The following is a 24,571-nucleotide window of genomic DNA, read 5'->3' as shown; positions in this document are numbered from 1 at the left end:
CGTGCGAGGAGGGGGTGTCGGTGCGAGGACGGGTGCCGTGGCCGGGTCAGACGTGCAGGCCGTAGCTGGAGTCGACCTGCGTGCCGCCGTCGAGGTCACGCCCGACCCGCTCGCCGCGGGCGGCGAGCACCCCGTCGAGCACCTCCCGCGTGTTACCCCACACCTCGTCGAGCGTGACGGCGTCGACCACGCTCGCGTCGTGCTCACAGCGCTCCGCCGTCCACCCGACCTGCGTGATGTCGACGCCGCAGACCGGGCAGGCCGTGGTGAACGCCATGGCGACGCGGTGCCGGGTGCGACCGAGGGCCCCCGCGTTGATCACGTTGCCGAACCAGAACACCGAGCTCGTCGCCGTGCCGACGGCCTCCGCCACGTGCCGCGGGCCGCTGTCGTTCCCCACGAAGGCGTCGACCGACGCGAGCACCCCGACGAGGTCGGAGAGGCTCAGCTGACCGGCGAGCGAGCCCACCAGGGAGGCACGGCGAGGCTCCCGCGCGCGGGCCACGGCCACGATCCGGTCGGCCAGGGCGACGTCCTCGCCCTCGCCGACGACGACGACCCGCACGCCGTGGTGCGCGAGCCGGGCCGCGAGGTGACCGAAGCGGTCGGGCGACCAGCGCCTCCTCGGGTCGCTCGCCCCGGGATGGAGGGCGACCACCGGGCGACCGTCACCGCCGGGGCCCGAGCGGCCGAGCAGCTCGGCACCGCGCTCGAGCTCGGCCGGGGTCGGGGTCAGCACCGCGCCTGCCGCAGGGGCCGCCCCGGCGAGCGCGACGACCTCGAGGGCCCGGAGCACCTCGTGCTGGTAGTAGACGTACGGGATCGTGCGCTCGAGGGGCACCGCGTCGGAGGTGCGGGTGCCGATCGTGTGCCGTGCCCCGAGCCGCAGCAGGAAGGGGTTCGAGTTGCGCCCGCCGCCGTGCACCTGCACGGCGAGGTCGTAGCACCGGGCGCGGTGCCGCTCGACGAAGCGCTCGGTGGCGGCGTCGTCGACCTCGGTGCCCGACGCGTCGCCCACGCCCGGCACGACCGGCAGCACGTCGACCTCGTCGACGACGTCGGGCCGCCCCGCCAGGAGCGCGCGGTGCACGGGCGACCCGAGCAGGGTCACCGAGGCGCCCGGGTAGCTCGCCCTCAGCGCGGCGATCGCCGGCAGCGCGAACACGAGGTCGCCGAGCCCGCCGCCGCGCAGCACGGCGATGCGGCGCACGTCGGGGAAGGGCTCGCCGAGGGGCGGGAGTCCGGGGATCGTCTGGCGTCGGTCGGGGCTCACGAGGGTCCTCTCTCTGGTGGCTGCCTCCTGCCCGGGCGCGCCCGGGCTCAAACGGGCGGGGCGCCGGGCGCACCGCCGCCGAGGCGTCGAGACGACGCGGCGTGGGCGACGCCGGGCGTCGAGACGACTCGTCCTGGGCCGTGCGGGCCGTCGAAGGCCCAGGTGGAGGCACCTCGGCGCCACGGCGCAGCGGCGCAGCGGCAGCCGCGCTAGTGCGCTCGCTCGAGCGTCTCGCTGGGGTACTCGCCGAACTTCTCGGCGTAGGCCGCCGCGAACCGGCCCGCGTGCGCGAACCCCCAGTGCTTCGCGACCTCGGCGACCGACGTGCGGTGCGGGTCGCTGACGAGGAGCTCCTCGCGGATGCGGTCGAGCCGGAGCGCGCGGATGTAGCCGTTCGGCGTCGTGCCGACGTGCTTCTGGAACGCCTGCTGCAGCGCCCGCACGCTGACGTGCGCCACCTCGGCGAGGTCGACCGAGGTCAGCGGCAGCTGCACGTGGGCGTGCACGTGCTCGATGGCGGCGCGCACGTGGGCGTTGCGCGGCAGCAGCAGCTCGTCGGGCAGGGGCGAGCCCTGCTGGGGGTAGAGCTCCATCAGGGCGATCGCGCCGAGGCGGCCCATCTCGGCCTGCAGCAGCGGGCTCGCCTCGCCGTCGAGCACGCTGCGCGAGATCAGCGTGACGCTGTTGCGCCAGAGCGCCATCGCCTGCTGCCGCGGCTCGACGGCGTGGTCGAAGCGGAGCTGCGCGGGCGTGAAGCCACGCTCGGCCGCGAGGTCGTGCACGGTCTGGCGGTTGATCTGCACCAGCCGCTGGTCGTAGTCGGAGAACGCGAAGCGGAACGGCACCGACGGCCAGAGCCGGGGCTGCCCGGCCTCGAGCCGGATCTCGTCGGGCCCGACGTCGAGCGTGCCCTGGCCGCGGGTGATCCACTGCATGACGTAGTCGTCGCCGGGCGGCATCTCGCCCTCGATGCGGCCCTCGAAGCGCACCGCCCGCAGGCTCATGAACTGGTCGCCGGCCGACGAGTACCGGTAGGAGAAGGGCGCGTCGGAACGCTCGGCGCGCCACTCGATCCCCTCGTACGCGTGAGCGAGGGTGTCGCGGGCTTCGTCGAGGTCGTCACCGTGGGCGTCGACGCGGAAGCGTCGCTCGTCGTAGTCGTCTGTCATCCGCGATGGATCGTGCCACGAGCCACCGACACTGCTGGCGCGCTGTCCGGATAGCGCACTGGGCCGCACCCCTCGGGCACCGGCCTCGCCGTGGCGGCACCCCGGGGAGTCGCCTCAGAAGTCGGTCGCGCCGACGCCCGTCTCGTAGACGGCGAGCAGCATCGCCGCGGCCGTCCTGGCGTCGCGCGTCGGCCCGTCCGGCCCCATGACCGGGGCCTCCATGAGGGCTCCCTCGATCATCAGCACGATCGCGTGGCCGAGGGGCGGCGGGTAGCCGCCCTCACGGCAGAGGCGGTCGACGAGACGGGAGAGCTCGAGGACGTGCCGCTCGGCGGTCTCGACGTCGCCGCCGGCGTGGAGGCACGGGCACGGCGGGGCGGCCGTGTGGTCGGAGGCGATGAAGCTGAAGAGGGAGAGGACCCGGTCGCGCGGGTCGGCCACGGTGCCGCTGAACGTCTCCATCGCCCGGAGCCAGACGGCGTGCGCGTCGGTCTCGGGATGGTCGAGGAGGGTGTCGGTGGATGTCAGGACATCACGCTTTCCGGGGTTCGCGGGGGAGCCCTCACTGTAGGCGGGGCCGGTGACCGCACGGTCAGGGGACGCCGCGACTGTCCGGTCTCGGTCTCCGCGGCGCTCCCGGGCGTCCGGTTTGCGACGCCGCCGTCGGGCCGCGGTCGAGGGGGGAGATCGAGGGGGCGGCGCGCCGTAGTCTCAGCGGACCGGTCCCCGACTCCGGGCGACGCCTCCCGGAGGCACGTCGAGCCCCCGCTCATCGAGCACTCGACCGTCGCACCCCGATCCCCGCCCCGCTCCTTGCCCGGGCACCACCGAACGGACCCCCATGAGCATCCCCGTCTCCTTCACCGACATGCCCGTCACCGAGCCGATCGACATGGTCGCCGTGCTCGCGCAGCTCGCCGACGCCGCGTGACCCGCCCCGTCGACGACGCCGCGGGCCGCGCCCGCACCCCCAGCCGCGCCGAGCTCGCCGCCCTCCAGCCCGAGCAGCTCGTGGCCGTGCTCCGTGCGCGGCTGCTGGTGCCCGAGCTCACGGCCGGCTCGAGCCGCGCCCGCACGACGCAGGGCAGCGGCGCGCGCCGCTAGGCCGCACCGCGCCTCCGCGCGGGCTGCCCTCCGCGGTCTCCCCCGTCGGGCTGACCCCTTCCCCAGCTGGCTCCTCCTCGCGGGAACCGCCTCTCTGCTGCCTGTCGACCTGCACATGCCGACCGCGGAGGCCCTGAGCACCGGATTCCCCGTCACCAGACGGGCGGATCGGGGCATCTGGTCGGCAATTGCGCCTCCCGCGCGACGTCGGTGACGGGGAGGGGCCCGGGCCTGGTTGGCTCGGGGCATGACGCGCACCCTCATCCTCGGCGGGACGGCCTGGCTGGGCCGCGAGATCGCGGCGGCCGCCGTCGCGCGGGGCGGCGAGGTCGTGTGCCTGGCCCGCGGTGAGTCCGGCGCCGTCGCCGAGGGAGCCCGCCTCGTCCGCGCCGACCGCCGCGACCCGGCCGCGTACGACGAGCTCGTCGGCGAGTGGGACGACGTGGTCGAGCTGTCGTCCGACCCGGCCCTCGTGGGGCCGGCCCTCCGTGCGCTGGCCGACCGCGCCTCCCACTGGACCCTCGTGTCGAGCGTCTCCGTCTACGCCGACACCGCGACCCCGGGGGCCGACGAGTCCGCCGAGCTCGTCGACCCCGTCGACACCTCTCGCTACGCCGACGCGAAGGTCGCGGCCGAGCGGGAGTCGGCGGGACGGCTCGGCGACCGCCTGCTCGTCGTGCGCCCCGGCCTCGTCGTCGGGCCCGGCGACCCCAGCGACCGGTTCGGCTGGTGGCCCGGGCGGATTCACCGCGGCGGCCGCGTCGTCGTGCCGACCACGGAGGGGCGCTGGGTGCAGGCCGTCGACGTCGGCGACCTGGCCGCGTTCGTCGAGCGGGCGGGGCGGGAGGGGGTCGTCGGCACCGTCGACGCGGTGGGCGAGCCGGTGCCGCTCGAGGAGTTCCTGCGGGAGGCGCGGGTCGCGGCCGCCGCGGAGGCTGCGGCATCCGGAGGTGTCGCCGCCGGGCCGGCGCCCGAGCTCGTGACCGTCGACGACGCGACCCTGCTCGCCGCCGGCGTCTCGTGGTGGGCCGGGCCGCGGTCGCTGCCGCTCTGGCTGCCGCTCGACGCCGGCGGCTTCGTGCGGCGGAGCGGGGCGGCGTACGTCGCGGCGGGCGGGGCACGGCGGCCGCTGCGCGAGACCGTCGAGCGGGTGCTCGCCGACGAGCTGGCCCGGGGGCGCGACCGCCCCCGCCGCGCCGGGCTCGACCCGGCGGACGAGGCGGCGGTGCTCGCCGTCGTCGACGCTCGGGTCGCGCCGCGGGCGTAGGGGCGGGGTGCGGGTGCGGGTGCGGGTGCGGGTGCGGGCGCGAGTGCGGGCGCGGGTGCGGCTGGCCGACGGCGCGGCTCGCCGGACGGAATGCGAGAGCGATCCGACCTCTCGACCCGCGACTCCCGCCTGCCCTGGGTCGCCCCCGGCGGATCGCTCTCAAATTTGAGAGATCGGGGTCGTCAGCTCTCGCTTCCGAGAGTGATCGGCGGCGTCAGCTCCCGGACACGAGCAGGATCCGGCCGGGAACCGTCCCTCCCCAGGGCGTCCACCGGTCGGTGGATGCACCGTCCTCCGACCGGTCGTGCCGACCGGGTCGGCGCCCGGCGAGGCTGGGGGCATGACCACAGAACCCGCCGTGCGCGTGCGCGGCCTCACCAAGTCGTACGGCGACCGGCCCGTGCTGCACGGCCTCTCGTTCGACGTGCGGGCCGGCGAGACCGTCGCCGTGCTCGGCCCGAACGGCGCCGGCAAGTCGACCACCGTCGAGATCCTCGAGGGGCACCGTCGCCGCACCGGGGGCGAGGTCGCCGTGCTCGGGGTCGACCCCGCCCGGGCCGACCGCTCCTGGCGTGCCCGCGTCGGCGTCGTGCTGCAGTCCAGCGGCGGCGACGGCAGCTCGACGGTGCGCGAGATCGTCCGCAGCACCGCCCTCGCCTACCCCGCGCCCCGCGACGCCGACGAGGTGATCGCGGCGGTGGGCCTGACCGCCCAGGCCGGCCAGCGCCTCCGGAGCCTCTCGGGCGGTCAGCGTCGACGCGTCGACGTCGCGCTCGGCATCGTGGGCCGGCCCGAGGTGCTGTTCCTCGACGAGCCGACCACGGGCTTCGACCCGGAGGCGCGGAGGGCCTTCTGGGGCGTGGTCCGGTCGCTCTCCGACACGGGCACGAGCATCGTGCTCACCACCCACTACCTCGACGAGGCGGCGCAGCTCAGCGACCGGGTCGTCGTGGTCGCGGCCGGCCGCGTGGTCGCCGAGGGCACGCCCGACACGCTGGGCGGGCCGGAGGCACGCACGCCGCACGTGCGCTGGACGGGCCCCGACGGGCGCGCGCACGACGTGACGACGGCGGAGCCCGCCGCGCTGGTCGCGCGCCTGGTGGCCGACGGCGGCGAGCCAGCCGGGCTCGAGGTCGTGCGGCCGACCCTGGAGGACGTCTACCTCGGGCTCGTCGCCGAGCCCGATCCGGTCGACGCGGCGGGCGCGACGGCTGCACCCGCCCCCGACCGCGCCGGCACCGCCGGCACCGCCGGCACTGCCGGCACCGCCGGCACCGCCCCGATCGTCACGGAGGAGGCGCGATGACCGTCCTGACGCTGGGCCTCGACCGTGCCCGCACCGAGGTGCGCACCTTCTTCCGGGCCGGCGACACCGTCCTGTTCACCTTCGCCTTCCCGGTGATCATGCTGCTCGTCTTCTCGACGGCGTTCAGCGAGCTGTCCGACTTCGGCGAGGCGCCCGACGGCTCGGTCGTGAACGCCGCGACCTACTACCTGCCCGGCATGATCGCCTCGGGCGTGCTGCTGATCGGCGTCCAGTCGCTCGCCGTCGACATCGCGGGCGAACGCGCCGACGGCACGATGAAGCGGCTGGCGAGCACGCCGCTGCCGGTCGCGTCGTGGTTCCTCGGCAAGATCGGGCAGGTGCTCGTCACCGGTGCGCTCCAGCTGGCCCTGCTGCTCGCGGTCGCCGCGCTGGCGTTCGGCGTCGACCTGCCGACCGACCCGGGCACCTGGGCCCGGTTCGCCGGCATCTGGCTGCTCGGGCTGGCCACGACGTCGCTGCTCGGCGTCGCCCTCTCGCGCCTCCCCCGCTCCGGTCGCAGCGCGACCGCCGTGATCGTGCCCATCACCGTCGTGCTGCAGTTCGTCTCGGGCGTCTACCTGCCCTTCTCGCAGCTGCCCGGCTGGCTGCAGTCGGTGGCCTCGGCCTTCCCGCTGCGCTGGCTGGCGCAGGGCGCCCGCAGCGTCTTCCTGCCGCCGGAGTTCGCGGCGGCAGAGCCCTCGGGCAGCTGGGACCTGCCGTCGGTGGTGCTGTGGCTCGGCGTCTGGCTGGTGGTCGGGCTCGTGGTCACGCTCGTGACCTTCCGCTGGATCCGGCAGGATGACTGACGACCGACCCGGCCGACCATGCCGGGCCCGCCGACCCGACCGACCCGAGGGGGCCGCGTGAACGACCACACCGGCGACACGGCCCCGACGAGGGCGCCCGCAGGGGCGCCCGCCGGGTCGCTGGCCGGGTCGCCCGCGGGCTCGCCGGTGCGGGGCGGCGCCCTGCGGGGCGGTGCCCTCCGCGGCTGGGACGCCGGGGCCGCGCTCACGCTCGTTGCCCTGGCCGTGCTCGCCCTCGTGTCGGAGGACGTCTCGCGCGTGCCGGGCACGGCCGGCCCGGCCCTCGGCGCCTTCGTCGGCGTGTGGATCGGCGCGGTGCGCCCCGTGCTCGCGGCGCGGGCGGCCGATCGCGGCCCGCGGGGCTCCGGGGGCCCCGGCCGCCCCGGGCACCCGGTGCGCCCCGACCGTCCGGGCCCGCGGGCCCTCGTCGCCGCCGCGCTCGTCGTGCTCGTCGCCGGGGCCCTGACCGCCGCCTCCCCCCAGCTCGCCACGGCGCAGGCCTTCCTCATGCCTGTGCTCTGGGCGCTGCTGCCGTCGGTGCGGAGCGCGATCGCCGGCAACGTCGCCCTGGTCGCCGCCGTGACGGCCGGCTTCGTGCTCGCCCTCGGCCCGACGGCCGAGACCGTCCGCACCGCCGCCACCAGCGAGGTGCTCTCGCTCGCCTTCAGCATCGCGCTGGGCCTCTGGATCACGAGCATCGCCCACGCCGGCGCCGAGCGGGCCCGGCTGCTCGCCGAGCTCGAGGACGCACAGGGCGAGCTGGCGGCCCGCGCCCGCGACGTCGGCACGAGCGCCGAGCGCGAACGGCTCTCGCGCGACCTGCACGACACCGTGGCGCAGAGCCTCACGGGCGTCGTGCTGCTCGCGCAGCAGGCGCGCAGCGCGCTCGTCGCCGGCGACCTGACGACGGCCGGCGAACGGCTCGACGTGGTCGAGGAGGCAGCCCGGGAGGCGCTGACCGAGACCCGTGCGCTGGTCGCGGCCACCGCCTCCCCCGGCCCCGCCGCGACCGACCTCGGCACGACGCTGCAGCGGCTCGGGGCGCGCTTCGCCCGCGAGACGGGCATCGACGTCGACGTGCGGGTCGAGCTCGCCGCCGGAGCCGCCGGGGCCCTGGCCCGCGAGCACGAGGTCGTCGTGGTGCGCTGTGCCCAGGAGGCGCTGTCGAACGTGCGTCGGCACAGCGGCTCCGCGACCGCTCGCGTCGTGCTGCGGCGCGACGGCGACGACGCGGTGCTGACGGTCGTCGACGTCGGAACGGGCTTCGACCCGGCCCTCGCCCGCGACGGGTTCGGGCTGGAGGGGCTGGCCGAGCGCCTCGCCCTCGCCGGCGGCTCGCTCGACCTGCAGAGCGGCGCGGGCGGCACGACCCTGACGGCCCGGCTGCCGCTCGCGGCGGTGGCGGCGTGAGCGCGGCACCGGGCGGAGGCGCGGGCGCAGCGCAAGAGACCGCCCCCGACCCCCGCCCCGCCACGCGGACGCTCGTCGTCGACGACCACCCGATCGTGCGACAGGGCATCGTCGCCCTGCTCGCGGGGGCCGACGACTTCGCAGTCGTGGGCCAGGCGGCCGACGGCGCGGAGGCCGTGCGGCTCTCGGCGGAGCTCGCCCCCGACCTCGTCGTCATGGACCTGCGCATGCCCGGCGTCGACGGGGTCGCCGCCACCCGCCAGGTGCTGCTCGACCGGCCGCGGGCCCGCGTCGTCGTGCTGACGACCTACGAGACCGACGACTCCATCCTCTCCGCGATCGAGGCCGGCGCCAGCGGCTACCTGCTCAAGGCGGCGCCCGAGGCGGAGCTGCTCGCGGGCCTCCGTGCCGTGGTCGCCGGGCAGGTCGCCCTCGCGCCGTCGATGGCGGCGCTGCTCGTCACCCGGGCCCGGACGCCCGCCCCGGGCGCCGACGCCGCCACGAGCCCCCTCACCGCCCGCGAGACACAGGTGCTCGACCTCGTCGCGGACGGCTGCTCCAACCCCGAGATCGGCCGCCGGCTCTTCATCGGGGAGGCGACGGTCAAGACGCACCTCCTCCACGTGTTCGAGAAGCTGGGGGTCGCCGACCGGACGCGCGCGGTGACGCTCGCCCTCGAGCGCGGCTGGCTGCCCCGGGCGGAGTGACGGGCGTCGGGCGTCGCTCGTCGCTCGTCGCCGGCCCCCGTCCCTCGGGGCTCGGGGCTCGGGGCTGAGGGCTCGTCGCCCGCCGCCCGGCTCGCGTCGCTCGGCCTGTCCGATCTGCGCGCAGTGCGCCTGCGGAGCCCCGCCGGGCCGCCGGTCGCCGCTAGGTTCGAGGCGCAGGCGCCCCCGGCCACGGGGGCCCGACGGCGGGGGCCCGAACCCGACCGGGCAGCGCCCGCGACGACACGGAGGCCCTGATGACGCGGTCGACCACCACCCCGCCCCCTCGGCGCGGCGCCTCCGAGCTCTTCTGGTCGGCGGCGCGGCCCGTGCTCCGGCTGCAGCTCGAGCAGTTCCGACGGGCGATCCGGGCTGGGACCTTCCCGGCTGCGCCCGACCCCACGACAGACGTCGTCACCGACGTCTCGGCGGACCGCGTCGCCTGGGTCGGGAGCACCGCCTCCCCCCGGTTCGGCGTCGTCGACGAGGCCCTCACGACCTTGAGCCGCCTGGCCGCGACGGTGTCGGCGGCCCGCGGGCGGCCCTTCGCCTGGGTCGACGGCGGCGGCGGGGTGCTGACGGTCGGCGAGGCCGCCGCACGGTGCGCCGCGGAGTCGGCCGACGTCGACGCGACGGTGGTGGCGCTGGGCTTCAGCGACGTGCTGCTGATGACGTCGGTGCGCGACTGGACCGCGGGCCTCGACGTGCTGCTCGACCGGGCCCGTCGCACCGGCACCGTGCTCAGCCCCGTGATCGTCGGCGGCATCCCGCCGATGGACCGCTTCCGCCAGACGCCGCGGTGGGGCCGCGAGCGCATCCGGCACCAGGTGCAGCGCCTGAACGAGGCGAGCGTGAGGCTCGTCCGCGACCGCGGCGACTGCGTGTTCGTGCCCTTCCCCGACCCCGACGTCGGCGACGCGCGCCTGGGCGACGAGCTCTACTCGTGGTCGCGGGTGCACCAGCTCTGGGCGGCGGCGCTCGCCCCCGAGCTCACCCGCATCCTCGACGAGGACGCCTGAGCCGCGTCGCCCGCTCGCCCGCCCGCTCGCCCGCCCGCCCGCTCGCCCGCTCGCTGTGCCGAGGAACCACGTCCTCGCACCCGAACCACGCCGCGGCGTGGTTCCCCGGCGAAGACGTGGTGCGTCACCCGGCGGCCCCCGCCCGCGTGGCCGAACCGACCCACGACGGCTGGACGGTGTGCTCCCGGATCGCTGATCCACTCCGGAGTGGAGCGGCCTTACCCGACCGTGCCGCTCAGCGAGAGGCGGACCCGGCCCGAAGTGGGGATGGCCGCTCCCCTCGACGACATGGCCAGATGGTCCCGTGGACGATGCAGGGGCAGCCCGTGCCGGGGCGTCAGCCCGACGTGAGCACGAACGACGACGAGCAGCCGACGAGCAGCGGACCCGTGACCAGTGGGGCCGCCTCGGCGGCCTGGCGGTCGCGCTGACGCCCGAGCGGCAGAGCACCGCCGCGTGGGCCACGGGCGCCGTCGGCGAGGAGGCGGTGGGCCCTCGCCTGGACTCCCTCGCGAGCCCTGACGTCCGTGTCCTCCACGACCGGCGCATCCCCCGCTCCCGGGCGAACATCGACCACCTCGTGGTCGCGCGGTCCGGCGTGTGGGTGATCGACGCCAAGAGGTACACGGGCCGGCCCGAGCTGAAGGTCGAGGGCGGCGTCCTGCGACCCCGGGTCGAGAAGCTCCTCGTGCGGGGCCGTGATCAGACGCGGCTCGTCGACGGTGTGCAGGGGCAGCTCGCCCGGGTCGCCGAGGCCCTGCCGGGTGTGCCGCTGCGAGGCGTCCTCTGCTTCGTCGAGGCCGACTGGCCCCTCGTCGGCGGCGATTTCACGGTGCGGGGCGTCGCCGTGTGCTGGCCTAGGCGCCTGGTGCGGCTCGTGGAGCGAGCACCACACCGAGGCGTCGACGTCGACGGCGTCGCCGACGAGCTCGCCGCACGGTTCCGCCCGGCCTGACCGCGCTGGCAGCCGCGCCCGCCCGCCCGCGGCACCGAGGAACCACGTCCTCGCACCCGAACCACGCCGCGGCGTGGTTCCCCGGCGAAGACGTGGTGCGTCACCCGGCGGCCCCCGCCCCGCGCCGCCCCGCGCCGCGCCCGACGCGAGACACCCCGTCGTCGCACGCGAACCCCGCCGCGGCGGGGTTCCGGGGCGAGAACGGGGTGTCGGCGCAGGCCGCGCCCGCGCCGCGCGCCCAGCGCGGACTACCGTGCACGGCGGCGCGCACCGGAGCGCGCCCGACAAGGAGCACACCCCATGGAATTCAGGTACCTCGGCAACTCAGGCCTCAAGGTCTCGGAGCTCACCTTCGGCAACTGGCTCACCCACGGCTCGCAGGTCGAGAACGACACCGCGACCGCCTGCGTCCGCAAGTCCCTCGACGTCGGCATCTCGACCTTCGACACGGCCGACGTCTACGCGAACACCCAGGCCGAGGTCGTCCTCGGCGAGGCGCTGGCGGGCGAGCGCCGCGAGTCGGTCGAGATCTTCACCAAGGTCTACGGCCCGACCGGCCCCAAGGGCCACAACGACACCGGCCTCAGCCGGAAGCACATCACCGAGTCGATCAACGGCTCGCTGAAGCGCCTGCAGACCGACTACGTCGACCTCTACCAGGCCCACCGCTACGACGTCGAGACTCCCCTCGAGGAGACGATGGAGACGTTCGCCGACCTGGTGCGCCAGGGCAAGGTGCTCTACATCGGCGTCTCGGAGTGGAACGCCGAGCAGCTGCGCGAAGCGCACGCCCTCGCCCGCGAGCTGAAGATCCAGCTCGTCTCGAACCAGCCCGAGTACTCGCTGCTCTGGCGGGTCATCGAGGAGGAGGTCGTCCCGGCCTCGAAGGAGCTCGGCATCTCGCAGATCGTCTGGTCGCCCGTCGCGCAGGGCGTCCTCACGGGCAAGTACCAGAAGGGCGCCGCCCTGCCCGAGGGCAGCCGCGCGACCGACCAGAAGGGCGGCGCGTCGATGATCGAGCGCTGGATGCGCGACGACGTGCTCGACGCGGTCGCCCAGTTGAAGCCCGTCGCGGACGAGCTCGGGCTCACGCAGGCGCAGCTCTCCCTCGCCTGGGTGCTCTCGAACGAGAACGTCGCCTCGGCCATCATCGGCGCCTCGCGCCCCGAGCAGGTGGAGTCGAACGCGAAGGCGTCGGGGGTGAAGCTCGAGGCCGACGTGCTCGCGAAGATCGAGTCGATCTTCGAGGGCCTCGCCGAGACCGACCCCCGCGGGACCCAGATGCCGGCCGGCCGCGAGGCGTAGCCGACCGGGGGCGCCGGGCCCGACCCGCCCGGCTCTCCTCGCCCAGCCGTCCGGCGGACCCGCACCAGCCGGACGGCGGGCGGGGCGCTCCCCGGGGCCGACGCGCCGGGCACGGCCCCGCCCGAGACTGGGGCCGTGGAGAACACGACCCTCGCCCCGCCCCCCGCCGGCAGCCCCCACGGCGACCCGGCGGACACCAGCGCCAACCAGAGCACCAACACGAGCGCCCGACCGGGCAGCCCCGGCAGCCCCGGCACTCAGGGCACGCGCGGCACCACAGCCACCGCGGCCGGACGCACCGCCACCACGTCCGCGCGCACCGCCACCGCCGCCGCACGCACCACCGCGGCCGCCCGCACCACCGCCGCCGTCCTCCGCGCCCGTCCCCTCACCCTCGTCGCCCTCCTCGCCGCGGTCGCCTGGATCACCGTCGCGCACGCCGACGGCGACCTCCGCCACGTCGTCGGCCCCGCCCTCGCCGCAGCCGTCGCGCTCGTGACGGTGGCCTGGGCGGAGGCGCGGGTCGGCGCGGTGCGGACCGGCACCGTCGCGGTCGTGGGCTCCCTCGGGGCCGCGGCCGCCGCCTCCCTCGTGCTCCTGGTCGGCTCCGCCGTCGGCGAGGAGTTCTCGCAGATCGCCGACGGCGACCGGGTCTGGGGCCCGTCCGTCACGCTCATCGTCGTGCTCGTCGCCGTCAGCCGCGGGCTCGCCCCGGCCCGCCGCCAGGGCCTGCGCGCCGCGGTGCTCGCCGTCGCCCTCGCGGGGCTGCTCTTCGGCGGGCACGGGATCGACCTCGCCCGGGCCCTCGCCCTGCTCGCCGGCCTGCCGCTCGGCCGCGCCCTCGTGCCGCTCTCGGCGCACGCCCCCTGGCACGATGAGCCGAGCCGTCGCGCCCGCACCGTCGCCGCCACCGCCCTCGGCACCGTCGCCCTCGGCTGGACCATCGCCGCCGTCGCCCGCGACGCGGTCGGCGTGCTGTCGCCGATCTCCGAGCTGGCGGGCCCCGAGGTGACGGTCGTCGCGGTCGGCGTGCTCGCCCTCGCCGTCGGCCTCCTGCTGCGCGGCCGGCGCCTCGGGCTCGTCGTCGCCGTCGGCGCCCTCGTGCTGATGACGGGCCTGCTGGCCTGGTACTTCACCGTGATCCCGCTCGCCGACGACTGGTTCACCTGGTCGGGCCTCAGCTCGGGCGAGGTCGAGTGGCAGGTGCTGCTCCTCCTGATCTGGGTCGCCCCGGCCACGGCGACGATCGTGCTGCTGCGCCGCCGTCGCGCCTTCGACCGTCGCACCGCCGCCGACCTCCGCGTCGCCGGCCGCGACCGGGTGCTCGCGCAGCTGCGCCGCTCCGACGCGGGCTCGCTCGGCTTCATGGCGACCTGGGCCGGCAACGGCCACTGGTTCACCGACGACGGCCGCGGCGCCGTCGCCTACCGGGTCGCGCACGGCGTGGCCCTCACGGTCTCCGACCCGATCAGCGCCCCCGACGACGCCGCCGAGACCATCCGCGGCTTCGCCCGCCACTGCTCGACGCGTGGCCTCGTGCCGGCGTTCTACAGCGTGCACGGTCGCCACCTCGACGTCTTCGCCGAGCTCGGCTGGAGCGTCACCCCGGTCGCCGAGGAGTCGGTGGTCGAGCTGGCGACGTTCACCACGTCGGGCAAGAAGCGGCAGGACCTCCGCACCGCCACCAACCGCGCCGCCCGGGACGGCGTCCGCGCGGTGTGGAGCACCTACCGCGGCCTCGACGAGGAGCTGCGCCGCCAGGTCGACGCGCTCAGCGACGACTGGGTGGCCGCGAAGGCGCTGCCCGAGATGGGGTTCACCCTCGGCGGCCTCCGCGAGCTCGACGACCCGGAGGTGCGGCTGCTCGTCGCGGTCGACGCCGACGGGGCCGTGCACGGGGTGACGAGCTGGCTGCCCTCGTGGCGTGACGGGCGGCTCGTCGGGCGCACCCTCGACGTGATGCGCCGCGGGCACGACCCGATGCCAGGCGTCGTGGAGTTCCTCATCGCGACCGCCGCGCAGACCTTCCGCGCCGAGGGGCTCGAGACGCTCAGCCTCTCGGGCACCCCGCTGGCGAGCGCCGACGGCACGGTGCCGACGACCCTGGTCGACCGGCTCGTCGCACGGCTGCTCGCCACGACCGGCCGGGTGCTCGAGCCCTCGTACGGCTTCACGTCGCTGCGGCGCTTCAAGGCCAAGTTCGACCCCGCCCACGAGACCCTCTGGCTCGCCTGCCCGAGCACGGCCGACCTCGCGCCGGTCGGCCGTGCCCTGGCGACGGCCTACGTGCCGACCCTCCGGGCCCGACAGGTGGTGGCCGCGCTGCGGGCCGCCCGCGGCACGGCGGCGGACCGTCGGATGCGCGGTGCCCGATGAAGGAGGACCTCCTGACCCTGCCCCTCACGTCGACCCCGCTGCTCGCCGTGGTCTACGGCGTCGCGCTCGTGCTGGCGGTGCTCGTGGCGTGGCCGCCGCGACGGGGGCGTCGGGCAGCGGACACCGCGGCCGACCCGTCCCCCCGCCGCTGGTGGCGGCGCGTCCTGCTCGCGGCCGTCGTCGGCGCCGCGCTCGGCGCCCTCGCCTCGTGGGTGCTCGGCGACCTCCTCGACGTCGCCGGGGTGCCCCCGACCTGGGTCGACCGCACCTGGTTCTCGGGCGTGCTCGCGGCCGTCGCGGTGGCCGTCGTGGCCCTCGTCCGCACCTCGGCGGCGAAGCGGGTCGTGGCCGGCCTCGGCGTCGTCGTGTTCGTCACGGCGGGGGCCCTCGCGATCAACCGCGACGCGGGCGCGTACCCGACCCTCGCCGAGGCCCTCGGCGAGAGCACGATCGCGGCGCTGCCCTCCTCGGTGGGCGCCGACGGTGCGGCGGGCTCCGGCGCCCTCGACCCGCAGCTGTACGCGTCGTGGACCCCGCCCGCCGACATGCCGGCCCACGGGCGCTACGGCACCGTCCACATCCCCGGCACGGTCTCCGGCTTCCCCGCCCGCGACGCCGTCGTCTGGCTGCCCCCGGCGGCGCTCGTCGCCGACCCGCCGCCCCTGCCCGTCGTGGTGATGATGTCGGGCCAGCCCGCCTCGCCGGAGGCGGTGGTCACCGCGGGCGGCCTCGTCACGACCCTGGAGGCGTACGCCGCGGCCGACCACGGGCTCGCGCCGATCGCGGTGGTGCCCGACCAGCTGAGCGCCGACGACCACAACCCGATGTGCGTCGACGGGGCCCTCGGCAACAGCGCGACCTACGTCACGACCGACGTGGTCGACTACGTGACCTCGCACTACCGCGTCGCCACCGGCCCCCGCGCGTGGGCGATCGGCGGCTTCTCGCAGGGCGGCACCTGCTCGATCCAGTTCGGGTCGGCGCGGCCCGACCTGTTCGGCTCGATCGTGGACGTCTCGGGCGAGGTCGGGCCGTCGCTCGGCTCGGTCGAGCAGACGGTCGCCGACGGCTTCGCGGGCGACCGCGCGGCGTACGACGCCGCCCAGCCGCAGGCGATCATGGCGGCGCACGCACCCTACGCCGACACGGCCGCGTTCTTCGCCGTGGGGGGCGGCGACCCGACCTTCGGGGCGGCCATGGCGGCGAACTCGTCCGCCGCCGAGGCCGCGGGCATGCACGTCACCCGCTGGGTCTCGCCGGGCACGGGGCACGACTGGACGACCGCGACCCGGGGCTTCGCGGTGGGCATCGGCGACCTGTACCCGCGCTGGGGCCTCTCGGCGAGCGCGCTGTCACCGGCCGACCCGAGCACGACCCCGGCAGCGACGGCGACGCCCGCGGCGAGCCACGGCGGCTCGTGACCGGCCGGGAGCTGCCCGGGAGGTCGGCCCGCGACTCCCCGGGGGCGGCCTCGGCGGCGCTAGCCTCGCAGCGCGGGCCCCGGCGCCCGCGCACCCGACCGAGAGGCCCGCACCGATGAGCGACACCCCCGTCTCCGTCGTGGTCGTCGACGACGAGGGGCTGGTGCGCTCGGGCATCGCCCTCGTGCTCGGCGCCTCGCCCGGCATCACGGTGCTCGCGGCCGTCGCCAGCCCCGTCGCCGTCGAGACCGTGCGCGAGCTCGCCCCCGACGTCGTGCTGCTCGACATCCGCATGCCCGAGCCCGACGGGCTGACGATCCTCTCCGAGCTGATGGCCGACGCCGCGCCCCCGGTCGTGGCGATGCTGACGACCTTCGACACCGACGACCAGGTGCTGGAGGCGCTGCACCGGGGCGCCTCGGGGTTCCTGCTCAAGGACACCGACCCCGAGCAGCTGGCCCGGCACGTGCTCACCCTCGCCGCGGGCGGGGTCGTGCTGGCGCCGGGGCTGCGGCGCGAGCGCCTGTTCCGCTCGGCCGAGGACGAGGCGCAGGTCGCGGTCGTCGCCCGGCTCAGCGAGCGCGAGACCGTCGTGCTGCGCGCCCTGGCCCGCGGCCTCTCGAACACCGAGATCGGCACGGAGTGCGGGCTCACCCTCGGCACCGTCAAGGACACGGTCAGCTCGGTCGTCGCCGCCCTCGGCGTCGGCTCGCGCGTCGAGGCGGCCATCGTCGCCGACCGCGCGGGGCTGGTGCCGCGGCCGTGACGTCGCCCGCGGCGGAGCGGAGCGCGGGAGGAGCGGAGGAGCGGACCCCGGGAGGCGCGGGCGAGCGGAGCCCGGGAGGCGCGGAGAGGCGGAGCGCAGGAGGCGCGGAGGAGCCGCCGGGGCCGGGCCTGCACCTGCGGCGTCGCTGGCAGCGGGTGGCGCTCGACGTGCTGATCTGCCTGGTCGCGGCGGCGGGCTCGGGCTTCGTGCTCTACGGCTCGGACCCGTGGACGATCGCGCTCGGCGTGCTCGCCTGCGCGGGCCTGCTCGTGCGCCGACGCTGGCCGTGGGTCAGCCTGGTGCTGGCGCTGCCCGGCTTCTGGTGGGGCGGCACCTTCCTGCCCGTGATGGTCGCCCTCTTCACCCTGGGCGTGCAGCGCACCCGGCGGTGGGAGACGACGATCGGCGTCGCCGCGGCCGCCCTCGTGTACCTCGTGTCGATGGACGCCTGGGACTACCTCACCTTCCTCACCGAGACCGTCGTCTACGCCGCGCTCTACACGGCGGTGCCGGCGCTGCTCGGGGCGTTCCTGCGCGCACGGCGCCTGCTCGCGGCGCAGCTGGTCGAGCTGCGCGAGGCGCAGGGGCTCGAGCGTCGGCAGGCCGCCCAGGTCGCGCTCGCGCGCGAGCGGGCGGTGCTCGCCCGCGAGATGCACGACGTCGTGTCGCACCAGGTGAGCCTGATCGCGGTGCAGGCCGGGGCCCTGCAGATGGCGTCGCCCGACGAGCAGGCGCGCGACGTCGCGCGGACCATCCGCGGCCTCAGCGTCACCACCCTCGACGAGCTGCGCTCGATGGTCGAGGTGCTGCGCGCCGCCGGCGGCCACCGCCGCGAGCTCGCCCCGCAGCCGACGCTCGCCGACGTCGACCGGCTCGTCGCCGACAGCGGCATCGAGGTGACCTGCCGGCTCGACCTGCCGGCCACGCTCTCGCCGTCGCAGCAGCGCGCCGTCTACCGCACCGTGCAGGAGGGGCTCACGAACGCCCGCAAGCACTCCACGGGCGCGGCGGTCGCGGTGACCGGCCTCGTCGACGCGGGCCAGGTCGTGCTGCACGTCGACGCGGGGGCGGCGACGCTGCCGCTGCTCGACCTGCCGAGCGCCCACCACGGGCTGACCGGTCTCGGCGAGCGCGCCGAGCTGCTCGGCGGCACCGTCACGAGCGAGACGCACGACGACGGGTCGCACCGGCTGACGCTGCGCTTCCCGGCGTGATGTGGCGCGGGCGCGGGCGCGCGTCGCGCCGCGCGCCGCGCCGCTCGCCTCGAGGCGACGCTTCCTGGGCCCTCGGGCGCCGCGACGGCCCGGGACGCGTCACCTCGATGCACCCGGAGGGAGTGTCGGAGGCGCGGGCTAGGTTCCAGGAGTGCCCGAAGGCGACAGCGTCCACCGGCTGGCGGCGCGGCTCCGAGCCGTGGCCGACGGCGCGCTCGTCGAGCGCGGCGAGCTGCGCTCGGGCGCCGCGGCCGGCACCCGACTCGACGGGCGGCGCGTGGTCGAGCACGTCACCCACGGCAAGCACCTGCTGACCCGCTTCGACGACGCGACCACGCTCCACACGCACCTCCGCATGCAGGGCTCGTGGACGGTGACGCGGCCCGGCCGTGTCGTGCCCCGTCGCGTCCAGCCCCAGGTCCGGGTGCGCCTCCAGCTCGGCGACGGCCACACGCTCTGGGGCGTCGACCTGCCCGTGGTGGAGCTGCTGCCGACGCGCGACGAGCGCACGGTGGTGGGGCACCTCGGTCCGGACCCGCTGCGCGACGACTGGAGCGCTACGGAGGCCGCCACGCGACTCCTCGCCGACCCCGGCCGCCCGGTCCGGGCCGCGCTGCTCGACCAGCGGACCGTGGCCGGGCTCGGCAACCTGTGGGTGAACGAAGTGGGGTTCCTGCGCGGGGTGCACCCGGCGACGCCCGTGGGCGACGTCGACCTGCCGCCGCTGCTGGCGCTGGCGGCGCGGCTGCTGCGGGCCTCGGCGTCGGGGGCCGCGGGCTACCAGGTGACGACCGGCAGCACACGGCGGGGCGAGAGCCACTGGGTGGTCGGGCGGGCCGGGCGGCCGTGCCTGCGGTGCGGCACGACGGTGCTCGCGCGCGACGACCCGGGCAGCACGTCGGAGCGGCCCCGCCGCGCGTGGTGGTGCCCCCGCTGCCAGCCCGCCGGGCGCCGCGCCGCCTGACGCGAGCGCCGCAGCGCCGCGCATCGAGGTGCCTCCCCCTGGGCCCTCCCGCGCCCCGCGGGCCCGCAACGAGTCACCTCGTCGCGACCCGGCAGGTCAGTTGCCACTTTGAGGGGCTGTAGCGCTCCGGGAAGCCCCCAAATCGGCAACTGACCGGTGTGGGGGGCGCGGGAGGCGCGGGGAGCGTCGCGCGCGGGAGGCGCGCCCACGAGGTGCCCCGATCTGGGCCCTCCCGCCCGCCGAGGGCCCGGGACGAGTCACCTCGGTGCGGGGTCGCGGGGCGCACGTGTGAGGTCGCCCGGGCCGGGGTAGGGCAGGGGCGACCGACACGAGAGGACGGCCCGCATGACCACCTTCGCCCCGAGCATCCCCGGCTCCCGCACCCCGGAGCCGACGGCGACCGCGCCCGCGGACCCCCGTGACGCCGCCGGCACCGCCCACGCCCCCGGCACCCTCACCGTGCTCGACCCGCGCGACGGCACGCTCGTCGGCGACGTCGCCGAGGCCGACCGCGAGGCCGTGGTCGACGCGGTCCGTCGGGCCCGCGCCGCGCAGGGCGCGTGGATGCGCACCCCCGCCGCCGCCCGAGGCGAGCTGCTGCACGACGCCGCCGCCGCCCTGCGCGAGCGCGCCGACGAGCTCGCCGCGCTCAACCAGCGCGAGACGGGCAAGCCGTTCGACGACTCCCGCGGCGGGGTGCTCGCGGGCGCCGACACGCTGCGCCAGTACGCCGAGCTCGGTCCGCTGCACCGGGGCCTCAGCTTCGTCGGCGCCCGCGAGGCCGCCGACTTCACGATCGACCAGCCGCGCGGCGTGGTCGCCGCCGTCACCCCCTGGAACGACCCGGTCGCCGTCGCCTGCGGCCTGATCGGCGCCGCCCTGGTGACGGGCAACGCCGTCGTCCACAAGCCGAGCGAGCGCTCGCCCCACGTCGGCCAGCTGCTCGGCGAGATCGTCTCCGCCGTGCTGCCGCCCGACGTGCTGGTCACCGTCTCGGGCGGCGCCGCCGTCGGGGCCGCGCTCACCGAGCAGCCCGACGTCGACGTCGTCGCGCACGTCGGCTCCACCGCCACCGGCCGCCGCATCGCCCGCGTCGCCGCGCTGACCGGCGCGCACGTCGTGCTCGAGAACGGCGGCGACGACGCCCTCATCGTCGACGCCGACGTCGACCCCGCGTGGGCCGCCGAGCAGGCCGCGATCGGCGCCTTCGCGAACGCGGGGCAGATCTGCACGAGCGTCGAGCGCATCTACGTGCACCGCGACGTCGCCGACGCCTTCGTCGAGGCGCTGGTCGCCGAGGCCACGCGACGCAACGACCGGGGCGAGCTCGGCCCGCTCGTCGACGGGCGCCTCCGTGACGAGGTCCAGCGCCAGGTCGACGACGCGCTGGCGAGCGGGGCACGGGCGCTCGTCGGCGGGGCCGTGCCGAGCGGGCCGGGCTCCTGGTACCCGGCGACGGTGCTCGTCGGCTGCACGCCGCACATGACCGTCGTGCAGGAGGAGACCTTCGGCCCCGTCGCCCCCGTGCAGGTCGTCGACGACTTCGACGAGGGCCTCCGCCTGGCCTGCGCCGGGCGCTACGGGCTCGCGGCGACGGTGCTGACGGGCTCGATCGGCCACGCGAACCGGGCCATGGCCGAGCTGCCGGTCGGCACGGTGAAGATCAACGCGGTCTTCGGCGGGGCTCCCGGCGGGTCGGCGCAGCCGCGCGGCGAGAGCGGCGCCGGCTTCGGCTACGGCCCCGAGCTGCTCGACGAGATGACGCTCACGAAGGTCGTGCACTACGGCACGCCCGTGCTCGCGGGCGAGCGCCCGTCGACCCCGACGGCGAGCGCAGGAGGCGCGGACGAGACCGCCGGCACCGCCCGCACCGCAGGCTCCGCCGACACCGCTGCCTCGGCGAGCCGTCCGTCGCCCGAGGCGAGCCCCGCCGCGGTCGCGCCGGTCGACGCCGAGGCCGGCGCGGAGGTCCCGAGCGGCGCCGACGCGCCCGCCACCGACCCCGTCGACACCGCCGCCGCCCCGCCCGCCGCGCCCCGCGCCTCCGCCCCCTCCCCGTCGGCCGACGCCGACTCCGACGCGGCGACCACCGCCTCCACCGGGCGCACGCCCCACCCCCAGGACCCGGCCGAGGGCGGCGACCCCGACGAGGGCACGCAGAGCGAGGGCACGCAGAGCGAGGGCACCGGCGACGAGGGCACCGGCTCGCCCGACGAGCAGCCCCGCGTCCACCCCGCCCAGCCCGCGGAGGGCGACTGACGTGGCACGCCCCGACCTCTCCGCGGTGCGCGGCCTCAGCCCGGAGGTCGCTCGGGCCCTCCGCGAGGCGGCGCCCGTCGTCAGCGTCGTCGGCGACCTCGTGCTGGACGGCTGGTGGCAGGGCACGACCGAGCGCATGACGCGCGAGGCCCCCGCCCCCGTCGTCGAGGTCGCGACCCGCCGCTACGTGCCGGGCGGCGCGGCCAACACGGCCGTCAACCTCGCCGCGCTCGGTGCCCGCGTGCGCCTCGCCGGGCTGGTCGGCGACGACGAGGCCGGTCGACGGCTCACCGAGCTGCTCGCGGGGCACGGGGTCGACACCTCGAGCGTGGTGCGGGTGCGCGGCCTCGTCACCGTCGCGAAGAACCGGGTGATGGTCGACGACCAGGTGCTCATCCGGCTCGACGACCTCGGAGCCGTGCCCGCCCCTCCCACGGCCCTGGCGCAGCTCGCCGAGGCCGCGACGGCCCAGGCGACCGGGGCCGACGCCGAGCTCGTCTGCGACTACGGCACGGGCGCGCTGACCGGCCCGGTGCTCGACGCGCTCGTCGCGCGGCCCGCCGCCGACCGACCGCCGCTGGTGGTGGTCGACGCGCACGACCTCGCTCCGTGGGCGCGCCTCCGACCGGACCTCGTCACGCCGAACGCCGGCGAGGTCGCCGCGCTCGTCGGCCTCGCGGTCGGCGACGCGCTGCCGACCGACGTGCGCGTCGAGCGGGTCGCCGACGCCGCCGACCGGGTGCTCGCGGCGACCGGGTCGCAGGTCGTCGTCGTCACGCTCGACCACGACGGCACGATGACGCTGGTGCGCGAACCGGGCGACGCGGGCGCGAGCGCGGGCGGGGGCGCGGGCGTCGACGCCCCCGCAGGCCGGGCGGAGGCGCGGGTCCGGCACCGCACCTGGGCTCGGCGGGCGAGCGAGCGGCAGGCCTCCGGCGCCGGCGACTCCTTCGTCGCGGCGCTCACCGTGGGCCGCGCGGCCGGCCTGCCGCTGACCACGAGCGTCGACCTCGCGCAGGCCGCCGCCGACATCGTGGTGCAGCGCTTCGGCACCTCGGTCTGCTCGACCGACGACCTCGTCGTGCACCTCGACCGCACCGGCGACCTGGTGCTCGGGGTCGACGAGCTCCTCCGCCGCCTCGACGACGAGCGCGCGGCCGGGCGCACCGTCGTGCTCACGAACGGCTGCTTCGACGTGCTGCACCGCGGCCACACGACCTACCTCACCCAGGCGAAGCAGCTCGGCGACGTGCTCGTGGTCGCCCTCAACGACGACGCCTCGACCCGACGGCTGAAGGGCCCGGGGCGGCCGATCAACGACCTGGCCGACCGCGCCGGGGTGCTCTCGGCGCTGAGCTGCGTCGACTACGTGACGTCGTTCGGCACCGACACGGCGGTGCCGCTGATCCGGCGCCTCCGGCCCGACCTCTACGCGAAGGGCGGCGACTACACGCCGCAGATGCTCGAGGAGACCGCGGCGGTGGTCGAGGGCGGCGGCGAGGTCCGCATCCTCGACTACGTCTCCGACCACTCGACGACGGGCATCGTCGACCGCATCCGCGGGGCGACGCCGTGAGCGGCAGCCGGCTCTGGTCGGGGGCGTGGGCGGCGTCGGCCGTCCTCGGCGAGGGCACCGCGACTCCCGCGCCCCCCGCCGTCGACGTGCTCGTGCCCACGGCCGACCGGCCGGCCGAGCTCGCGGTGACGCTCGCCGGGCTCGCGGCGCAGGACGACCCCCCGTTCTCGGTCGTGATCAGCGACCAGTCGACCGGCGACCCCGACTGGACGGCCCCCGCCGCCCAGGCGATGGTCCGCGTGCTGCGGGCGCAGGGCCGCGCCGTCTCGACCCACGTGCACCACCCGCGGCGCGGGCTCGCCGAGCACAGGCAGTCGCTGCTCGAGCGGGCGTCGGCGCCGGCCGTGCTCTTCCTCGACGACGACGTCTGGCTCGAGCCCGGCACGCTGGCGCGGATGCACGACGCCCTCGAGCGGCTCGGCTGCGGGTTCGTCGGCTCAGCCGTGCAGGGGCTCTCGTACCTCGGCGACGTGCGCCCGCACGAGCGGGTCGCCTTCGAGCTCTGGGAGGGCGGCGTGCAGCCCGAGCGGATCCGCCGCGGCGCCCCCGGCTTCGAGCGCTGGTCGCTGCACAACGCCGCGAACCTCGCCCACGAGGCCGCGACCCTCCACCTCGAGCCGGGCGACTGGGCCGCCTACCGGGTCGCCTGGGTCGGCGGCTGCGCGCTGTACCGGCGCGAGGCGCTGCTCGAGGCCGGCGGCTTCGCGTTCTGGGGCGAGCTGCCCGCCGAGCACGCGGGCGAGGACGTCGCCGCCCAGTGGCGCGTGATGGAGCGACGAGGAGGCGCGGGCATCGTCCCCAGCGGAGCCGTCCACCTCGAGGCGCCCACCACGGTGCCCCGCCGAGACGTCGAGGCGACCGACGTGGTCGACCTCGACCGCCCCGTCGGCCCCGACCGGCCGGACCAGCCGGTCGGTGCCGACGGGGTCCCCCGGCCGGTCGAGGTGGCCGGCCGCCCGGCCGGTCGCCCCGACCGGCCGACCCCGAGATGACGGGGCGGCCCGGCTGCGGCCGGGCCCCGCGTCCGAGATGAAGGAGAGACCGCCATGGCCGACACCCAGATCCAGATCCAGATGCAGAAGTACCTCAGCGGGGTCGACTACCCCGTGTCGAAGGACGACCTGGTCGCCACCGCGAAGGAGCAGGGCGCGCCCGACGACGTCATCGACGCGCTGCAGGCGCTCGAGGGCGACTCGTTCGACGCGCCGACCGCGGTCAGCAAGGGCGTCGCCGACGAGTGACGCCCGCCGCCGCGAGCCGTCACGCACGCCCCCCGACCTGGTGTCAAGGGCCTGCGGGGCGGCTCGCGGCGGTGGTTGTCTCGTCGACAGGAGGGGCCGCCCGCGACGGTGGGGTCGGCGCGGGGCGTGAGCCCCGGTCAGCGCCGACGGCAGGGCCCGTCAGCGGTGCGGCGCCCTCCGGCACCTCCCCCGGCGCTGGGCCGGGGCGCGGTGCACGACCGGAGGGGACGACATGGCCGACGAGGACCACACGAGCACGGGGACGAGCGACAGCGGGGTGGGCGGCGCTCCCGACCCCGGGGGGCCGGACAGCCCGCTCGACGCCGGCGCCGTGCGCGACATCGAGGCCGACCCGGCGCTCGACGGCCCCGACGACGACGCGGCGACGGACGACGACGCCCGCTCGGCGGACCTTGACCCGAGCGAGGGCTGAGCC

The 24,571-nt window shown here is 76.8% G+C and carries 22 protein-coding genes; 19 read left to right on the top strand and 3 right to left on the bottom strand.

The genetic code is table 11. The annotated features are described in order from the left end of the window. Positions 1–46: 46 nt before the first annotated feature. From F1C15_RS09650 to F1C15_RS09640, 3 genes are all read right to left on the bottom strand, one after another. Entirely contained in the window at positions 47–1,273 is a 1,227-nt protein-coding gene (locus F1C15_RS09650; protein ID WP_255465148.1) for a glycosyltransferase family 9 protein, read from the bottom strand. A gap of 209 nt (positions 1,274–1,482) precedes the next feature. Further along, the gene (locus F1C15_RS09645; RefSeq protein ID WP_056058453.1) at positions 1,483–2,442 is read right to left on the bottom strand and encodes an AraC family transcriptional regulator; all 960 of its coding nucleotides are present in this window, start codon (positions 2,440–2,442) and stop codon (positions 1,483–1,485) included. A gap of 114 nt (positions 2,443–2,556) precedes the next feature. After that, positions 2,557–2,904: a hypothetical protein gene (locus F1C15_RS09640; RefSeq protein ID WP_056058451.1), complete on the bottom strand. Its 348-nt coding sequence runs from the start codon at positions 2,902–2,904 to the stop codon at positions 2,557–2,559. 465 nt (positions 2,905–3,369) lie between these two features. On the opposite strand from F1C15_RS09640, the gene F1C15_RS09635 reads away from it, so the two are divergent. The 19 genes from F1C15_RS09635 (at position 3,370) to F1C15_RS09545 (ending at position 24,568) form a co-directional block, all read left to right on the top strand. Then, positions 3,370–3,546 (top strand): hypothetical protein, encoded by a 177-nt coding sequence (locus F1C15_RS09635; protein ID WP_156370169.1) that lies wholly within the window; start codon positions 3,370–3,372, stop codon positions 3,544–3,546. Between the two features lie 247 nt (positions 3,547–3,793). After that, a complete protein-coding gene (locus F1C15_RS09630; protein WP_185230859.1) occupies positions 3,794–4,813 on the top strand; it encodes an NAD-dependent epimerase/dehydratase family protein in 1,020 nt (339 codons plus the stop codon). A gap of 340 nt (positions 4,814–5,153) precedes the next feature. After that, positions 5,154–6,119, top strand: coding sequence for an ABC transporter ATP-binding protein (locus F1C15_RS09625; protein WP_185230857.1), 966 nt, complete (start codon positions 5,154–5,156; stop codon positions 6,117–6,119). Further along, positions 6,116–6,925 (top strand): ABC transporter permease, encoded by an 810-nt coding sequence (locus F1C15_RS09620; RefSeq protein WP_185230856.1) that lies wholly within the window; start codon positions 6,116–6,118, stop codon positions 6,923–6,925. The genes F1C15_RS09625 and F1C15_RS09620 overlap by 4 nt, the downstream gene beginning before the upstream one ends. A gap of 57 nt (positions 6,926–6,982) precedes the next feature. Beyond that, positions 6,983–8,335, top strand: coding sequence for a sensor histidine kinase (locus F1C15_RS09615; protein ID WP_185230854.1), 1,353 nt, complete (start codon positions 6,983–6,985; stop codon positions 8,333–8,335). Then, entirely contained in the window at positions 8,332–9,042 is a 711-nt protein-coding gene (locus F1C15_RS09610) for a response regulator transcription factor (protein WP_185230852.1), read from the top strand. Before F1C15_RS09615 ends, F1C15_RS09610 begins: the two co-directional genes overlap by 4 nt. Positions 9,043–9,296: 254 nt before the next feature. Further along, positions 9,297–10,058: a hypothetical protein gene (locus F1C15_RS09605; RefSeq protein WP_056058435.1), complete on the top strand. Its 762-nt coding sequence runs from the start codon at positions 9,297–9,299 to the stop codon at positions 10,056–10,058. Positions 10,059–10,362: 304 nt separating this feature from the next. Next, positions 10,363–11,013 (top strand): nuclease-related domain-containing protein, encoded by a 651-nt coding sequence (locus F1C15_RS09600; protein ID WP_185230850.1) that lies wholly within the window; start codon positions 10,363–10,365, stop codon positions 11,011–11,013. Between the two features lie 300 nt (positions 11,014–11,313). Further along, the gene (locus F1C15_RS09595; protein ID WP_185230848.1) at positions 11,314–12,318 is read left to right on the top strand and encodes an aldo/keto reductase family protein; all 1,005 of its coding nucleotides are present in this window, start codon (positions 11,314–11,316) and stop codon (positions 12,316–12,318) included. A 135-nt stretch (positions 12,319–12,453) separates the two neighbouring features. Then, positions 12,454–14,694 (top strand): bifunctional lysylphosphatidylglycerol flippase/synthetase MprF, encoded by a 2,241-nt coding sequence (locus F1C15_RS09590; protein ID WP_185230846.1) that lies wholly within the window; start codon positions 12,454–12,456, stop codon positions 14,692–14,694. Continuing rightward, a complete protein-coding gene (locus F1C15_RS09585; protein ID WP_185230844.1) occupies positions 14,691–16,115 on the top strand; it encodes an esterase family protein in 1,425 nt (474 codons plus the stop codon). The genes F1C15_RS09590 and F1C15_RS09585 overlap by 4 nt, the downstream gene beginning before the upstream one ends. 115 nt (positions 16,116–16,230) lie before the next feature. Beyond that, entirely contained in the window at positions 16,231–16,881 is a 651-nt protein-coding gene (locus F1C15_RS09580) for a response regulator transcription factor (protein WP_185230842.1), read from the top strand. Further along, a complete protein-coding gene (locus F1C15_RS09575; protein ID WP_255465144.1) occupies positions 16,878–18,095 on the top strand; it encodes a sensor histidine kinase in 1,218 nt (405 codons plus the stop codon). The genes F1C15_RS09580 and F1C15_RS09575 overlap by 4 nt, the downstream gene beginning before the upstream one ends. A 151-nt stretch (positions 18,096–18,246) precedes the next feature. Continuing rightward, the gene (locus F1C15_RS09570) at positions 18,247–19,059 is read left to right on the top strand and encodes a DNA-formamidopyrimidine glycosylase family protein (RefSeq protein WP_185230840.1); all 813 of its coding nucleotides are present in this window, start codon (positions 18,247–18,249) and stop codon (positions 19,057–19,059) included. A gap of 345 nt (positions 19,060–19,404) precedes the next feature. Further along, positions 19,405–21,318: an aldehyde dehydrogenase family protein gene (locus tag F1C15_RS09565; protein WP_370543587.1), complete on the top strand. Its 1,914-nt coding sequence runs from the start codon at positions 19,405–19,407 to the stop codon at positions 21,316–21,318. Position 21,319: 1 nt separating this feature from the next. Then, a complete protein-coding gene (rfaE2, locus tag F1C15_RS09560; RefSeq protein ID WP_185230838.1) occupies positions 21,320–22,894 on the top strand; it encodes a D-glycero-beta-D-manno-heptose 1-phosphate adenylyltransferase in 1,575 nt (524 codons plus the stop codon). Next, positions 22,891–23,886: a glycosyltransferase family 2 protein gene (locus F1C15_RS09555; RefSeq protein WP_185230836.1), complete on the top strand. Its 996-nt coding sequence runs from the start codon at positions 22,891–22,893 to the stop codon at positions 23,884–23,886. Before rfaE2 ends, F1C15_RS09555 begins: the two co-directional genes overlap by 4 nt. Before the next feature lie 54 nt (positions 23,887–23,940). Next, entirely contained in the window at positions 23,941–24,135 is a 195-nt protein-coding gene (locus F1C15_RS09550) for a DUF2795 domain-containing protein (protein ID WP_185230834.1), read from the top strand. 232 nt (positions 24,136–24,367) lie between these two features. Next, positions 24,368–24,568 carry a hypothetical protein gene (locus tag F1C15_RS09545; protein WP_185230832.1) on the top strand — a complete coding sequence of 67 codons (201 nt, stop codon included), beginning with the start codon at positions 24,368–24,370 and terminating at the stop codon, positions 24,566–24,568. Positions 24,569–24,571: the final 3 nt, after the last annotated feature.

Source organism: Frigoribacterium sp. NBH87, from assembly GCF_014217665.1.
Taxonomy (GTDB): Bacteria; Actinomycetota; Actinomycetes; order Actinomycetales; family Microbacteriaceae; genus Frigoribacterium; species Frigoribacterium endophyticum.
This window is presented reverse-complemented; position numbering and strand designations above follow the sequence as displayed.